Raw genomic sequence first — 14,221 nt, 5'->3', positions numbered from 1 at the left:
ATGGATATATCTGTTGTTATACCTTTATATAATGAAGAAGAATCGCTAAGCGAGCTCCATGCGTGGATAAAAAGGGTTATGAATGAGAACGGCTTCTCGTACGAGATCATTTTTGTTGACGATGGCAGCAATGACCGTTCGTGGGAAATAATAGCTGATTTGAAAAAATCGGACGAAAATGTAAAAGCAATCCGATTCAGACGCAACTATGGTAAATCTCCTGCATTGCATTGTGCCTTCGGACGTACAACCGGCGATGTTGTGATCACGATGGATGCCGATTTGCAAGACAGTCCGGACGAAATACCGGAACTCTACAAGATGATAAAGGAAGACAAGTATGATCTTGTTTCGGGATGGAAAAAGAAACGTTACGATCCACTGTCGAAAACATTGCCTACAAAGCTATTTAATGCCACAGCCAGAAAAGTTTCGGGAGTGAAGCTCCATGACTTCAACTGCGGGCTGAAAGCCTATCGCAAAGATGTGGTGAAAAGCATAGAGATATATAACGATATGCACCGTTATATACCATACCTTGCAAAAATAGCAGGGTTTACAAAAATTACAGAAAAAGAAGTACACCACCAAGCCCGAAAATACGGCAAAAGCAAATTCGCTGGATTCAGCCGTTTTGTAAACGGTTATCTCGATTTGCTAACCCTTTGGTTCTTATCGGTATTTGGACGAAAACCAATGCACTTTTTTGGACTATGGGGTACTGTCATGTTCTTTATCGGATTCATAGCTGCTGTTATTTTAGGTTGCAGCAAATTGTATGCTATGAGCAAAGGGATAGCGCACCCGTTGGTGACTAGTTCACCGTACTTTTTCATTGCTATGACAATGATGATACTGGGAACCCAACTTTTTCTTGCGGGATTTCTGGGAGAGATTATCTCACGCAGTTCGAGCGAAAGGAACAATTATAAAGTAGAAGAAGAATTATAAGTAAGTCTGAATATCAGCCTATAGCTGTATCCTTTTCATTACATTAAGAATAAAAGGATATCAGTTAAGACTACTACATAAAGCTAATGCGACTAAAAAATCTTATCGAAAACCGCTATTCGGTTAGGGCTTACATGCCTCAACCTATAGAAGCGGAAAAAGTGAATTACATTCTTGATTGTGCACGCCTGGCGCCATCAGCTTGTAACTATCAGCCTTGGGTATTTTATGTTGTTACCAACAAGGATGCAATAGAAAAAATACAGGAATCGTACAACAGAGAGTGGTTCAAATCGGCACCTATGCATATTATCGTTTGCAAGGACTCTGAGCAATCGTGGAAAAGAAAAAACACTGATTATAAAGACTTTGGTGATGTAGACGCAGCCATTGCTGCCGAGCATATATGCCTCGCAGCGGCTGAAACAGGCTTAGGAACGTGTTGGGTTTGTAACTTCGACCCTCATATTCTGCGTAAGGCTCTCGATATACCGGCTCATCTGGAAGCCATAGCCATATTCCCCCTTGGATATATTGACGAAGAAAAAAGTATTAGCCCAAACAAAAACCGCAAGGGACTGAACGAGATTACCAAATGGATATGATCCAAATTATTATATTAGCAATAGGCCTGTCGATGGACAGCCTCGTTATAGCACTTACCAGTGGGGCTATAATAAAAAATCACGATACCATCAACATCCTGAAAATAGCGGGTATGCTCGCATTCATGCAAATGAGCCTCACTGTTTTCGGATGGTTTATAGGCTCTACATTTGCTGAATATATCGACGAGTACGATCATTGGTTGGCATTTATCATTCTCGTTTTCTTAGGCACAAGAGTAATATACTCGAGTATCAAAAACGAAGGAGAGAGTAAACCATTCAATCCGCTTAATTTCAAAACCATGTTTAGTCTGGGCGTTGCAACCAGTATCGATGCCACAGCCGTAGGGCTATCCATGTCGCTGATCAATATAAATATATTCTTTCCGGCAATAGTTATCGGTGTAGTCACAATGCTTGTAGCCTCGTTTGGCGTAATATCGGGAAGCAAAGTAGGGCAACGGTACAACCTTAGAATAAATATTATAGGAGGTATTATCCTCATCATTATCGGATGCAGTATACTTATGCAACATACAGTTTTTCATCACGAAGGGCTGGCTATTATCTGATATTGTTTACAATGCTAAAGTCTTGTTAAATAAATAAAACTATTACATCTAAAGGCTTATATACGTGTTATCTTTAGTAAGGCAAATATTATATTTGCTTTGGTTATAATTTATAAAACTAAAAACAAATGACACTTATATTCTTTCTGATATTTTCCATTGCTATTTTAGGGATAATGTTTGTCTTTTCTCTGATCAGGGGAGTAGCGTCTTTTATATTCGGAAGACCATCGTCTTCTCCTTTTTCGGGACAAAGGGCAAATAATACTTATTCATCGAATAATAACGAGCAATACAATCACTCATCAAAAAACGATCAGCGCAAAGTCTTTTCGAAGAACGAAGGCGAATATGTAAAGTTTGAAGAGATAAAAGAATAGGAAAAAGTAAACATAAACACAAAGCAGAAAGTCTAACGATTTTCTGCTTTATTTGTTTATACATTAAATGTCTACATTATCGCATTACCATTTATATTCAATTTAAAGCTGAACCCGAAATAGTCTGTCGCCTTACGGCATAGGAGCATACGCTCTATAAAGATCTCAAAATATTCCATCACAGCACTTATCTTCGTATCAATTGTAAGACAAAGCGTTATCGTCTTATTCTCTGTATCGAGTTTTAAATCCGCTTTCTCTACCGCATAGTTTACTCTATCATGTATATCGGTATGTATAGTTCTTTTGCGGCGTACCCTGCTGCGACGCACATCTGTTTTATCGGCAATAATGAGTGCTGCCGCTACAGCATTGACAGGGAAGGCTGTTTTTTCATCATGGTTTCCTATAGCAGTGATAATCGTTGCAATATCTTCGGCTGGCATACCCATTTTTTCTAATAACCTAAAAGCCATCACTGCTCCGCTTTGCGCATGGTCGGCACGATTTATTACATTCCCTATATCGTGCATATAAGCAGCTATCTTTGCCAATTCTATATCCCGATCGTCATAGCCCAGATCTTTTAGTAATTGTCCTGCAACTTCGGCGCATTTGGTTGTATGGGCAAAGCTATGTTCGGTGTATCCCATCACAGCCAATGATGCGTCGGCCTGCTTGATATATGTTTTTATTTCCTGAGACTTCTTTACGTCTGCAAATGTTATTTTAATACTCATATTCAGTATTTGTAGGGTGTGGGGCTACAAATATATTATTTTTTAAGTAATACAAAGAACTAACTCTTCGAAATAAAAAGAGCAGCAAAATATTTTGCTGCTCTTCCATATACTTGATTGCCTGATTTAAAACTCGGCATTGTTTGGTGTACGAGGGAAAGGAATCACATCACGGATATTCGCCATACCTGTAATAAAGAGGATAAGACGCTCAAATCCTAATCCGAAACCGGCATGAGGCGCTGTTCCGAACTTACGTGTTTCAAGGTACCACCAGATAGGGTCTGTATTCATACCCAGCTCCTTGGTACGAGTAACAAGTTTATCATAATCAGCTTCACGCTCCGAACCTCCGATAATTTCTCCGATCTTAGGGAAAAGTACATCCATTCCACGAACAGTTTTACCATCTTCGTTCTGTTTCATATAGAAAGACTTGATCTCCTTTGGATAGTCGGTCAGGATAACAGGACGTTTGAAGTGCTTTTCTACCAAATAACGTTCGTGTTCCGATTGCAAATCAGCTCCCCAATAAACAGGGAATTCAAACTTGTGTCCGCTCTTCTCGAGTATTTCTACCCCTTCGGTATATGTAAGGCGCACAAAGTCGTTAGCTGTAACAAAGTTCAGACGGTCTATCAATTCTTTATCAAAATGCTCGCTCAGGAATTCAAGATCATCCTTACAATTTTCCAATGCATAACGTATCAGATATTTAAGGAAGTCTTCCGCCAAGTCCATATTGTCGTGGATATCATAGAACGCTACTTCGGGCTCTATCATCCAAAATTCGGCAAGATGTCGTGGAGTATTAGAATTCTCGGCACGGAATGTCGGACCAAATGTATAAATAGCACCAAGAGCCATTGCTCCAAGCTCTCCTTCGAGCTGTCCCGATACGGTAAGGTTGGTCTGGCGTCCGAAGAAATCTTCGGCATAGTCTACTTGTCCTTTATCGTTGCGTGGAACATTATTAAAGTCAAGTGTAGTTACCTGAAACATAGATCCTGCACCTTCTGCATCCGAAGCAGTTACAATAGGTGTATGGAAATAGAAAAATCCATTATCATTGAAATATTTATGAATGGCATAAGCCATATGGTGACGTATACGGAATATTGCACCGAAAGTATTTGTACGAGGGCGCAGATAAGCAATCTCTCTCAAAAACTCGAGTGAGTGCCCTTTCTTTTGCAAGGGATAAGTTTCAGGGTCTGCTGTTCCGTAAATCTCTACTGAATCTGCCTGAATTTCCATTGTTTGTCCCTTACCCTGCGATTCTACCAACTTTCCGATAACATGGATACATGCTCCGGTAGTTACAGGTTTGAAGAACGTCTCTCCAAATTTTTCCACATCGGCTACGATCTGAAGATTATGAATTGTAGAGCCATCGTTCAGGTGAATAAAATTCACATATTTATTACCACGAATAGTTCTTACCCATCCTTTTACGGCGACTGTAGCTCCAAATTCTTTCTCTTTTCGGAGCAGATCTACAATTTTTGTTCTACGAATACTTTCCATTTTTGTAATGTGTATTAAATCTTCAATTTGTCTATTTTGAACAAACTTGGCATAATGCCTTTTTCAGGTTATGCCAAGTCTTCATTTAATATAATTATTTTATTCAAAAGCTCCCATACGAAGCATGTTCACTTCTTTTTCGGTCAGATAACGCCATTTGCTTCTCGGTATATTTTTCTTTGTCAATCCGGCAAAGTATACACGGTCGAGTTTCACCACCTGATAACCTAACTTTTCGAATATACGACGAACAATTCGGTTACGTCCCGAGTGTATTTCAATACCCACTACATTCAGTACATCTTCTGCCTGATATGCGATTGAGTCGGCATGTATCTCTCCATCATCCAGCTCTACTCCGTCGGCTATAGCCTGCATATCTTCGATAGCTACATCACGGTCGAGAGTAACCTGATAGATTTTCTTTTTCTTAAACTTAGGATGCATCAGTTTAGACGCAAGGTCTCCGTCGTTTGTCAACAATAAAACACCTGTTGTGTTTCTATCGAGACGACCAACCGGATAGATACGTTCAGGGCAGGCATTTTTCACCAAGTCCATCACAGTAAGACGGTTTTGCGGATCATCTGATGTTGTCACACAATTTTTCGGTTTGTTGAGCAATACATATACTTTACTTTCCAAGCGTACCGGTTGATCGTGGAATGTAACCAAGTCACCACGTGTAACTTTTGCTCCCAACTGATCTACTACCTCACCGTTTACCTTCACTACACCCGATGTGATAAACGCATCAGCTTCGCGACGAGAACATACTCCGGCATTAGCCAGATATTTGTTCAAACGTAAAGGTGTACTTGGATCTATATTTTCTTTGTACTTTACAGGCTTAACAAGTCTTTTAACTCCTTCGGCTGCCTTATTATAGCCACTGCCACCACGGTTAGCACCACCATAACTGCTACCGCCGCTGCGATTACCGCCGCCATAGCTACCGCCACCGCCACGATTGCCACCGCCATAGCTACCACCTCCGGTACGATTGCCGCCGCCATAACTGCTGCCTCCGGTACGATTACCGCCACCATAGCTACCGCCACCACTGCTGTAGTTGCCACCGCTACGGTTACCACTATTATAATTACCGCCACGATTGCCCGAGTCGTAGTTACCGCCACGGTTGCCACCGCTGCTATAGTTACCACCGCTACGGTTACCGCTATTGTAATTACCTCCGCGATTACCAGAATCGTAGTTACCGCCACGACTGCCTGAATAGCCACCGCCGTCTCTGTCTCTATTATCGGAATAACCGCCACCGCTATATGATCGACGTTCTTCGTTTCCTCTATCGTAAGAAGAGCCTTGTCTGTCGCCACCAGCCTTATACGGATTTCTTTCTTTTCCACGGTCAGGGCTATCGTAAGATTGTTTGCGTAGATCGCCTACACGAGCTCGCTTCTTCTTTACAGGATCATTTCCATTTGATTTGTTTTCTGATGAAGAGTAACCATCCCGGCCGTCTCTATCATTTCCATTTTCTGTCACCATTTGATTTTTTTCTTGTTTAATTATATTACATTCATTTTTTTCAAAACAACCTCACGGTTATTATACAACGTAAAAATTTATACACCAGTGTAAGTATGAGGTGTAATTTTTCTCAGTTCATCTTTCACAGCATCACTGACATTCAGCTCATCGATGAATTCTGCAATTGATTCTGCTGTAATTGCATTGTTCGTACGAGTAAGAGCCTTCAGTGCTTCATAAGGTTTCGGATATCCTTCACGACGAAGAATCGTTTGAATTCCTTCTGCTACAACTGCCCAGCAATTGTCCAGATCTCTATATAATGCTTCTTTATTCAATAATAATTTATCCAACCCTTTCAATGTACTTTGAATAGCAATCACGATATGCCCCATTGGTATACCTATATTACGCAATACAGTAGAGTCTGTCAAGTCTCTTTGCAAGCGCGAAACAGGCAGTTTACCAGCCAAGTGTTCCAATATTGCATTTGCTATACCCAGGTTACCTTCTGCATTTTCAAAATCGATAGGGTTTACTTTGTGCGGCATTGCCGATGATCCTATTTCTCCTTCTTTGATCTTTTGCTTAAAATACTCCATCGAAATATATTGCCAAAAATCTCTGTTGAGGTCTATCATTATCGTATCGATGCGTTTCAAAGCATCAAACACCGCTGCCAAGTTGTCATAATTGGATATCTGTGTTGTCCACTCTTCTCTCACCAAGCCCAACTTTTCGGATACAAACTTGTTTCCAAAAGCTTTCCAGTCATATTCGGGATAGGCTACCGTGTGTGCGTTATAATTTCCTGTAGCTCCTCCAAATTTAGCCGACAAAGGCACCGATCGGAGCAATTGCAACTGAGCCTGAAGGCGGCTGGCAAAAACCATAATCTCCTTACCCAAGCGTGTTGGCGATGCCGGTTGTCCGTGCGTTTTAGCCAGCATAGCTACGTCTGCCCAAGCCTCAGCCTGAGATGTGAGCTTCACGATCAACTCGTCGAGCAAAGGATAATACACGTCTGTCAAAGCATCTTTTAAAGATAATGGTACAGATGTATTATTTATATCCTGCGAGGTAAGTCCAAAGTGAATAAACTCTTTGTATTGTTCAAGCCCAAGCTCATCGAATTTCTCTTTTATAAAATATTCGACAGCTTTTACATCATGATTTGTTACTTTTTCAGTCTCTTTTACACGTGAAGCATCTTCTTCCGAAAAATTATCTACGATAGACTGCAGTTTAGGAAAAACTTCTTTATCTATATTTTTCAATTGAGGTAGCGGCAATTCGCATAGAGCTATAAAGTATTCTACTTCTACTCGCACGCGATACTTTACAAGGGCATACTCTGAAAAATAATCGGCTAGTTTCTCTGTCTTATTGCGATAACGACCATCTATTGGCGAAATGGCAGTTAAGGGAGTTAGTCTCATTTTATGTTATAAGTACTTATGTGTTTTTAATTAGTCTTTTCTTAAAAAATCTCTCTTTCAATATCACTACTTACTTTGAACTACAAATATACAACAAAATATAGTTCTAAAAGGTTTTTATAGACTGTAAATCATCGTTTTTTTTATCTTTTTAAGACAAAACAAAACAGCCCTGAAGTTCTTTACCTGAAGAGCATTTATAAAAACATTGTACCGCATTTCTTCCGAGATAAAAAATTCACTTCGAATTTCTCCATTTGCGTTTACAATTTTCTTTAAAACACGAGAGAAGCGAACACCACACACTGAAGATAAAAACGTAATAATCAAAGAATATCAAAAGCTATTTAAAGTATCAACTATCTTTACCAATTCATCTTCTCGCAAAGACGGATAAAGCGGAAGACTCAACACCTCATCTTGCAGCAGTTCCGAAACAGGCAAATGCAAATGATTTAGTTCAGCATAAGCCGGCTGTTTGTGTATAGCATAAGGGTAATGTATTTGAGTCTGGATGGAGTTTTGCGATAAGTACTGTTGGAGTTCTTCACGATCTTTGCAACGCAACACAAACAAATGAAACACATGGCTATCCCAATTTTTTATTTCAGGCAAAACAAACCTGTCATTTTTTATGCTATCCAAGTAATACTTTGCAATCTCCCGACGGCGTGAATTATCCGCATCTAAATATTTTAATTTGACTGAGAGGATTGCAGCTTGTATTTCATCAAGACGGGAGTTCAGTCCCTTGTAGTTATGTATATATTTTTCATCTGAACCGTAATTCGATAAACTATTCACCACCTCTGCCAATTCTGCATCGTCTGTCGTTACAGCTCCTGCATCGCCCAACGAGCCAAGATTCTTTACAGGATAAAAGCTAAATGCTGCCGCATCACCAATACTACCCGCTTTTCTGCCTTTATAAACGGCACTATGTGCTTGTGCTGCATCTTCGATAAGCAGAAGGTTATATTTGAGAGCTAATTGGTTGAGCTTATCCATATCTGCGACTTGCCCATATAGATGAACGGCAATTATAGCACGGCTTTTGTTTGTTATCTTTTCTTCTGCTGAAGCAGGATCGATATTGTATGTCACAATGTCGCAATCTGCCAAAACAGGAACAAGCCCGCATTGCGAAACAGCTAAGGCAGTAGCAATAAATGTATTTGCAGGAAGAATTACCTCATCACCCTCCTTTATACGCCCCATCACCATATATCCCATCAGAATGAGACGCAGGGCATCAAGACCGTTGCCCACACCCACACAGTGAGAGACACCACAGTAAGAAGCAAATTGAGACTGGAAGGATTCATTCGCCGCTCCTCGTATATACCAGCCTGAGTGTATAATACGAGCAGTTGCTTCTTTCAGTTCAGTTGCATAGCGTTCGTTTTCTCGTTTTAAGTTAAGGAATAAAATTTCGTTCATGCTGTTTAGACTTTTTTGCCCAACATAACTTTCGCATTTTGTATAGCCGCCTCTGTTACCGTAGAACCACTCAACATACGGGCTATTTCCGTTAAACGTTCTTCATCGGACAAGCGCACCAAATTTGTAGTTGTGGTATGTTCGTCATCCGATTTATAAACCTTGTAATGCGCTTTCCCTTTGGCGGCAATCTGAGGCAAGTGTGTTATTGCCAGCACTTGCATATTCTTGCCAAACTCACGCATCACCTCTCCCATTTTGTCTGCTATCTCGCCCGAAACACCTGTATCTATTTCATCGAATATAATAGTAGGCAATGCGGTTGCACCTGCAATCATGGATTTGAGACAGAGCATCAGACGGGAAATTTCACCCCCCGAAGCTATCTCCGCAACAGGCTGTAGAGGTACATTTTTGTTTGCAGAGAACTGAAACAGCACACTGTCTAATCCATATATATTGGGATGTTTCTCTGTTATAATTTCACTTCTGAAACGAATGTTAGGCATACCCAGATAAGCAACCCGATCGGTGAGATCTTTCTCGAAACTATCGGTTATCGACGTACGACTATCGGTCAACTGCTTCGCAAGAGCGAATACCTTTTCCGACTTTTCGTGGACTTCCTTTTCAAGAGCTTCTAGTTGCTGATCGGATGACTCTATATTTTCTATCTTTTGTTTGAATTCTTCATACAAAGCCAACAACTCGGACACAGCATTTACATGATATTTCTTCTGCAATGTATAGATCAGATCGAGCCGTGATTCGATAAAAGCCAAACGCTCAGGGTTGAATTCCACGTCGTTTGCAAGCTTATCCATTTCGGAGGCAAGGTCTTTAAGATCGATATACGCTGTTTGCAGACGCTCGGATATTTCTTCCGAACGGGCATATACCTTTGCTAACTGTTGAGACGTATTGAGTCCTTCTTTGAGACCCAGCACGATTCCCTTATCGTCGTCAGACAACAAAGAGTGCATTTTGAATAATGCCGACTTTATATCTTCAGCGTGAGTAAGTGTCTCCAGCTCGTTTTCCAGTTCTTCCTGCTCCCCTCCCTCAAGAGCGGCTTCTGTCAAGGATTCGATCTGAAAACGAAGATAGTCTTCTTCCTCTTTACTTTTCCTCACTGCTTCACGCAGCTCTGCCAATACCTTTTCCGATTGCTTGTATTGATGAAAAGCTTGTTGGTATCTACTCAGCAACTCTTTGTTGCCCGCCAAAGCATCTACCACCTGCATTTGGAAACGGGTGTCGGATAGCAACAAGTTCTGATGCTGCGAGTGTATATCGATCAACTGACCACCCAATTCTTTCAGATCAGTGAGTGAGACAGGCGAATCGTTGATAAATGCTCTTGATTTTCCGGTAGAGAGTATTTCCCTGCGCAGGATATAACTATCGGGATCGTACTCTATGCCTTTCTCTTCGCAGAAAGCTCTGAGATCGTATGCCGAAACATCGAACGATCCTTCGATAACACATTTACTCTCCCCCTGCTTGATAGCCTTGATATCGGCACGCTGCCCAAGTATAAGAGACAGTGCCCCCAGAATAATAGACTTTCCGGCTCCTGTTTCTCCGGTAATAACAGAAAAGCCAGGCTCGAAGTCAATTTCGAGGCTGTCTATCAAAGCATAATTTTTTATGTATAGCGATCTTAGCATGGCTAATATATCATTTACTAAAGTTGACATTGAGAACTACAATCTCCGACACTGTGCCAATCCTGTATTGAGGTCCCGCCAATCCAAGTCCGGAGGACACATATATGTGTGTATCTCCTTTTTTCTTATATCCGTAGGGAATCTCATACATAAACCTCATTTTGGAAGAAATGCTTTCCGGCAATATCCCCGAGTTGTATATCATAGACGAAACAGCCATAATCACATTGTTTGGAAAAAACTGACCGTTGTGCGTATGACCATACAGAGCGATATCTGCACCGGCTGCAACCTCTTCCTGCAAGCGATGCGGCTCGTGATTCATCACAATGACAGGATATTGCCTGTCTACCCCCTGCATTATTTCGGGTAATTGTTTACGGTTTTTACACATATCATCTTCCCTGCCTACAAGATAGAAAGAATCTGCGATCATAACAGTAGTATCACGCAAAACATTTATTCCGGCCTTTTGGCTCAACCACAAGATTTTTTCGTCCTTAGGCTCGTCCAGCTCTATATACTCATGATTTCCTGTAGACGCATACACCCCATAAGGAGCTTTTAGCCGATGAAACTCTGTTTCCATTTGCTGCTCGTATAGCGATTTGGCATCATAATCGACAATATCACCCACCAACAATATCAGGTCGGGTTTCTGCTCCATTATCTTATCCACATACATGGAAATAATTTTCTTGTCGATCAGATATCCCGCATGTATATCTGTAGCTACCACGATGCGCAAGTTTTTCACATTGGGCGAATCCTTCTCTATCGTGAGGTTCTTCTCCGTTATCACAGGATGCCAGAATCGGTAGTTCCCATTCCACATCACAGCCACTACCAAAAGCAATGCTGTACAAAAATAAACAAGTCGGGGCTTTTTTGCTGCAAAATCGAGCGAAAATATTTTTTTCTTTTTATTTATATATTTCACTAAATCATACAATAAGAGCAATGACGTCATATAGATAGTAAACAACATCCACGTTGTACCCGTCCAGGCGAATGTATGAAGAGCGTCGAACGATAAGTGTTTTGAGGTAAAGAATCCGATAAAGTATATTATCAACTCTGCAACATATATGGCAGTGTAGGGAATCTTAATATACTTCTTATCGGGCAATGCCTGCCATCCTCTCCAGTAGATGTATGCACTGAAGAATATCTGAATCATTATGGCATTGAAAAAGACTCTCATTTCTTTTTATTCACATCTATTACAACATACTCGGATTGTGTACCTATACGGAATTTTCCGCCCCAAAGACCAATACCCGAACTTACGTATATATTTGCATTCCCTTTTTTCACAAAACCATGATCTCTCTCATATAGCTTTTTGGTAATCATCGATATAGGCCACACCTGCCCTTGGTGGGTATGTCCCGAAATCTGTATATCGATACCGTTGGCTTCAGCCTCTTCGAGGTGATAAGGCTGATGATCGAGCATTATGATTGGCTTGGTATGGTCAAGCCCGGCGACAAGCTCGTTCAATGATTTGCGGTTCGGGTTAGACTTATCGTCTCTCCCAACCACGTAAAAACAACTATCTACCTCGGCTACAGAATCACGCAAGAGATGTACTCCTGCTTTTGTAATAAAATCGAAGCTTTCTTTTGCTCCGCTTATATACTCGTGATTTCCGGGGCAAGCATAAATGCCCATCGGTGCTTTTATCTTATGAAAAACTTCTGCAAAATGCCCTTCTTTGAGCGGACGCACGCTATTGTCGATAATATCTCCGGCAATGAGTACAATGTCAGGATTTTCGGCATTTATTAGGTCTACCCATTTTTCAAACTCTTTTTCACCGATGCCATACCCCAAATGCAGGTCGGTAATGGCAACAATGCGTAACGAGCGTGGCGAAATGGTATCACCAAAGGTTTTATATATCTGAACAGGAAGATCGACTCTTACTTTCCACTGATATTTAAGATAGCCGCAGGTCATCAGCAGTGCAACAAAGCCTACCATGAGCCCCAGACCAACCCAGTTGTCTCTCGTATAACGGGTAATGGAATCGCTCGGCATAAAGTGCAGCAACTTATTACTAAGCCCCAGCAAATCCTTTGCAGCAATTATCATAAGGAAATAAAGAAGAATGAAAAACCATGCTGTGCCCACTTTGTATAGCAACGAAGTAAGCCCTACCGGTAAGGAGTCCCCGATCAAGAAGGATATGAAAAATGAAGTAACCGCTATAACCGCAAACGACAAAAGTGCTATACGCCCCACATTACTCGGAGGCATCGCAATCCAAAAGTGCCTGAATACATAAAAATTAGCTAAGAGGTATACTGTAAATACTATAATAAAAAACATCGATTTCATTTATACGTTTATTGTGTGTATGTATATACAGATGCAAAAGATGCATAGGTAAAAAGTACGGGCTATTAACCTTTCGGTTTATGTGAAAAAAGAGCAGTCGCCAATGACCACTCTTTCGAATATCTTTCTATCGTATAAACGATTAGCTACGTCTGCCACTCATGGCTATCATGATGTAATATATAAGTGTAGCCAATGAGCCGATAGCTGCTATCACATAGGTATAAGCTGCCCATTTGAGAGCATCCTTTGCCATATCATGATTGTTTACATTTGTCACTCCGGCAGTATTAAGCCATGCCAAAGCGCGGCTGCTGGCATTCACCTCTACAGGGAGTGTAACAAAACTGAATATCGTTGTCATTGCAAAAAGCGCAATACCAATCCATATCAAGGCAGGGAATATATTAATCGTAAATATTCCGGCAAGAATAACCCACATCACAATGCTTGATGAAAAGCTTACAACAGGTACAAGTGCCGAACGCATTTTCAACGGTCCGTACTCGTGAGCATGCTGTACCGCATGACCACATTCGTGAGCAGCTACGGCAGCAGCAGCCACACTATTGCTGGCATATACACCTTCGCTCAGGTTGACTGTCTTATTGGCAGGGTTGTAGTGATCCGAAAGCATACCGCTTGTAGATACAACTTTCACATCATAAATTCCATTGTCATGAAGCATCTTTTCGGCTACATCACGACCTGTCATTCCGCTACTCAACGGAACTTTAGAGTACTTATTAAACTTGCTTTTCAGCATCTGCTGAACTGCAAAACTGGCTATTGCTATTAGTCCAAATAATATCCAACCTATAGGCATAGTCTATTTCTTTTTAAAATGATTTTTTCTACTAATTTACTTGTTAGTAACTAAACAAAAAATGTGCCACCTGAGTTTTTGTCATATAATGTATTTGAATGACAATCACATTTCTTAATTAAATTTGACTTATTTTTCGTTTCAGTCGGCTCTATTAAAAAAACTAATGTCATGCAGAATGAAACAAAATCGTCTTTTTCTATCTTCAAGACGCCTTATTCTCATTCAGCA

At 40.8% G+C, this 14,221-nt stretch carries 13 protein-coding genes; 4 read left to right on the top strand and 9 right to left on the bottom strand.

Annotated features, from left to right (window positions below; translation table 11 throughout):
* The 4 genes from QOX35_RS03835 to QOX35_RS03820 all read left to right on the top strand — a co-directional run bounded on the left by QOX35_RS03835 (position 1) and on the right by QOX35_RS03820 (position 2,511).
* Positions 1 to 951: a glycosyltransferase family 2 protein gene (locus QOX35_RS03835; RefSeq protein ID WP_283685853.1), complete on the top strand. Its 951-nt coding sequence runs from the start codon at positions 1 to 3 to the stop codon at positions 949 to 951.
* A gap of 86 nt (positions 952 to 1,037) precedes the next feature.
* Positions 1,038 to 1,556: a nitroreductase family protein gene (locus QOX35_RS03830; protein WP_283685852.1), complete on the top strand. Its 519-nt coding sequence runs from the start codon at positions 1,038 to 1,040 to the stop codon at positions 1,554 to 1,556.
* Positions 1,553 to 2,131, top strand: a complete 579-nt coding sequence (locus QOX35_RS03825) for a manganese efflux pump MntP (RefSeq protein WP_283685851.1) — start codon at positions 1,553 to 1,555, stop codon at positions 2,129 to 2,131. Before QOX35_RS03830 ends, QOX35_RS03825 begins: the two co-directional genes overlap by 4 nt.
* Before the next feature lie 128 nt (positions 2,132 to 2,259).
* Positions 2,260 to 2,511: a DUF4834 family protein gene (locus QOX35_RS03820; RefSeq protein ID WP_006843346.1), complete on the top strand. Its 252-nt coding sequence runs from the start codon at positions 2,260 to 2,262 to the stop codon at positions 2,509 to 2,511.
* A gap of 71 nt (positions 2,512 to 2,582) precedes the next feature.
* On the opposite strand, the gene QOX35_RS03815 is transcribed toward QOX35_RS03820, so the two are convergent.
* The 9 genes from QOX35_RS03815 to QOX35_RS03775 all read right to left on the bottom strand — a co-directional run bounded on the left by QOX35_RS03815 (position 2,583) and on the right by QOX35_RS03775 (position 13,990).
* Positions 2,583 to 3,251, bottom strand: coding sequence for an HD domain-containing protein (locus tag QOX35_RS03815; RefSeq protein ID WP_283685850.1), 669 nt, complete (start codon positions 3,249 to 3,251; stop codon positions 2,583 to 2,585).
* Positions 3,252 to 3,377: 126 nt separating this feature from the next.
* Complete coding sequence (asnS, locus tag QOX35_RS03810) at positions 3,378 to 4,778, bottom strand: asparagine--tRNA ligase (RefSeq protein WP_283685849.1); 1,401 nt, start codon at positions 4,776 to 4,778, stop codon at positions 3,378 to 3,380.
* 99 nt (positions 4,779 to 4,877) lie between these two features.
* Positions 4,878 to 6,290, bottom strand: coding sequence for a pseudouridine synthase (locus tag QOX35_RS03805; protein WP_283685848.1), 1,413 nt, complete (start codon positions 6,288 to 6,290; stop codon positions 4,878 to 4,880).
* A gap of 77 nt (positions 6,291 to 6,367) precedes the next feature.
* Positions 6,368 to 7,711, bottom strand: a complete 1,344-nt coding sequence (purB, locus tag QOX35_RS03800; protein WP_135104762.1) for an adenylosuccinate lyase — start codon at positions 7,709 to 7,711, stop codon at positions 6,368 to 6,370.
* Positions 7,712 to 8,047: 336 nt separating this feature from the next.
* Positions 8,048 to 9,151, bottom strand: a complete 1,104-nt coding sequence (locus QOX35_RS03795) for a DegT/DnrJ/EryC1/StrS family aminotransferase (RefSeq protein ID WP_283685847.1) — start codon at positions 9,149 to 9,151, stop codon at positions 8,048 to 8,050.
* Between the two features lie 5 nt (positions 9,152 to 9,156).
* Positions 9,157 to 10,821: a DNA repair protein RecN gene (gene recN / locus QOX35_RS03790; protein WP_283686183.1), complete on the bottom strand. Its 1,665-nt coding sequence runs from the start codon at positions 10,819 to 10,821 to the stop codon at positions 9,157 to 9,159.
* 10 nt (positions 10,822 to 10,831) lie between these two features.
* Entirely contained in the window at positions 10,832 to 12,025 is a 1,194-nt protein-coding gene (locus tag QOX35_RS03785; protein WP_283685846.1) for a metallophosphoesterase, read from the bottom strand.
* Positions 12,022 to 13,155, bottom strand: coding sequence for a metallophosphoesterase (locus QOX35_RS03780; protein ID WP_283685845.1), 1,134 nt, complete (start codon positions 13,153 to 13,155; stop codon positions 12,022 to 12,024). The genes QOX35_RS03785 and QOX35_RS03780 overlap by 4 nt, the downstream gene beginning before the upstream one ends.
* 151 nt (positions 13,156 to 13,306) lie before the next feature.
* Entirely contained in the window at positions 13,307 to 13,990 is a 684-nt protein-coding gene (locus QOX35_RS03775; protein ID WP_135104757.1) for a zinc metallopeptidase, read from the bottom strand.
* Positions 13,991 to 14,221: the final 231 nt, after the last annotated feature.

Origin of the sequence: Dysgonomonas sp. Marseille-Q5470, assembly GCF_951230145.1 — a bacterium.
GTDB lineage: Bacteria > Bacteroidota > Bacteroidia > Bacteroidales > Dysgonomonadaceae > Dysgonomonas.
This window is presented reverse-complemented; position numbering and strand designations above follow the sequence as displayed.

Coding starts and splice junctions, on each gene's coding strand:
- QOX35_RS03835 (WP_283685853.1), top strand. CDS start 1: ATGGATATATCTGTTGTTATACCTTTATATAATGAAGAAGAATCGCTA.
- QOX35_RS03830 (WP_283685852.1), top strand. CDS start 1,038: ATGCGACTAAAAAATCTTATCGAAAACCGCTATTCGGTTAGGGCTTAC.
- QOX35_RS03825 (WP_283685851.1), top strand. CDS start 1,553: ATGATCCAAATTATTATATTAGCAATAGGCCTGTCGATGGACAGCCTC.
- QOX35_RS03820 (WP_006843346.1), top strand. CDS start 2,260: ATGACACTTATATTCTTTCTGATATTTTCCATTGCTATTTTAGGGATA.
- QOX35_RS03815 (WP_283685850.1), bottom strand. CDS start 3,251: ATGAGTATTAAAATAACATTTGCAGACGTAAAGAAGTCTCAGGAAATA.
- asnS (WP_283685849.1), bottom strand. CDS start 4,778: ATGGAAAGTATTCGTAGAACAAAAATTGTAGATCTGCTCCGAAAAGAG.
- QOX35_RS03805 (WP_283685848.1), bottom strand. CDS start 6,290: ATGGTGACAGAAAATGGAAATGATAGAGACGGCCGGGATGGTTACTCT.
- purB (WP_135104762.1), bottom strand. CDS start 7,711: ATGAGACTAACTCCCTTAACTGCCATTTCGCCAATAGATGGTCGTTAT.
- QOX35_RS03795 (WP_283685847.1), bottom strand. CDS start 9,151: ATGAACGAAATTTTATTCCTTAACTTAAAACGAGAAAACGAACGCTAT.
- recN (WP_283686183.1), bottom strand. CDS start 10,821: ATGCTAAGATCGCTATACATAAAAAATTATGCTTTGATAGACAGCCTC.
- QOX35_RS03785 (WP_283685846.1), bottom strand. CDS start 12,025: ATGAGAGTCTTTTTCAATGCCATAATGATTCAGATATTCTTCAGTGCA.
- QOX35_RS03780 (WP_283685845.1), bottom strand. CDS start 13,155: ATGTTTTTTATTATAGTATTTACAGTATACCTCTTAGCTAATTTTTAT.
- QOX35_RS03775 (WP_135104757.1), bottom strand. CDS start 13,990: ATGCCTATAGGTTGGATATTATTTGGACTAATAGCAATAGCCAGTTTT.